The sequence below is a fragment of the Vibrio sp. 811 genome (assembly GCF_033339195.1).
In genome coordinates this window covers 1-746 of the sequence record NZ_JAWOUB010000340.1, presented here as the reverse complement: position 1 = coordinate 746, position 746 = coordinate 1, and the positions used below count along the sequence as shown (strand labels likewise).

1 protein-coding gene and 1 pseudogene are annotated in these 746 nt (G+C 44.1%); both read right to left on the bottom strand.

All coding sequences use genetic code 11. The features are described from left to right. Window positions 1–40 precede the first annotated feature (40 nt). On the bottom strand, window positions 41–439 hold the full coding sequence (locus R7Q46_RS26755; protein ID WP_318078167.1) for a hypothetical protein: 399 nt from the start codon (window positions 437–439) through the stop codon (window positions 41–43). Between the two features lie 69 nt (window positions 440–508). Beyond that, window positions 509–746: pseudogene (locus tag R7Q46_RS26750) on the bottom strand (DNA mismatch repair protein MutT); the annotation flags it as partial.

Here is a 746-nt window from a genome sequence, read left to right as displayed (position 1 = left end):
GAAAGGTTGTCGGGCTCCCGATGATAAAGATATGTCACACTCAACACTCTTTCTCTATTTCAGACACAAAAACAAACTTTTTCGACGGCGGAAAGATACAATCGTCCGAACATCTAAAGCCTCGTAGCCAGAATCCGTCGTCGAGATCCCGTAGATACAAACCACGAGGATAAGCTTTGTCATTCGAAAGCGGGGAAGACACCACAGTAAGGTACTCTCCCTTCGCCAAGTCAATTTCTTGTAAACGGAGGTATGGCGCAACAACTAAAGGGCAAGGTGATAGATTTTGTGTCGACGCCGCTTCAATCATTTCTCCAAGGGTCGCGCCAAAATAAAGTCCGAAGTCAAACGGTGTTTTTATCGTTAAAAAGAACGATTGAATCTCATCTGCGCACTCGACTTTGTCATCATCGAATAGTTGTTGGGCGAAGACATTCAATTGAACACCTTTTTTACTCAGGTGCTTTAACAAGTTCTTCTTTGTTAAACCTCCAACTTGCAACCTCACTTACACCACCCCTTGGTCTATCAGTTTTCGAACTGTTTCCAGTGCATGCTGAAAAACAGTATGCGCCTGTGAGGAAATATCGCTCCCTATATCGTGCCAAAAAAACGCAAAATCATGTCCGCCATCGTCTTGCGTATGAAACGTCCATGAATCCTCTAGGTCTGCACACTCACACAAAACAAAATGCCATACTTGATTTTGAAAGCCACTGTCCCATGAGCATAAATACCGAGCGGAG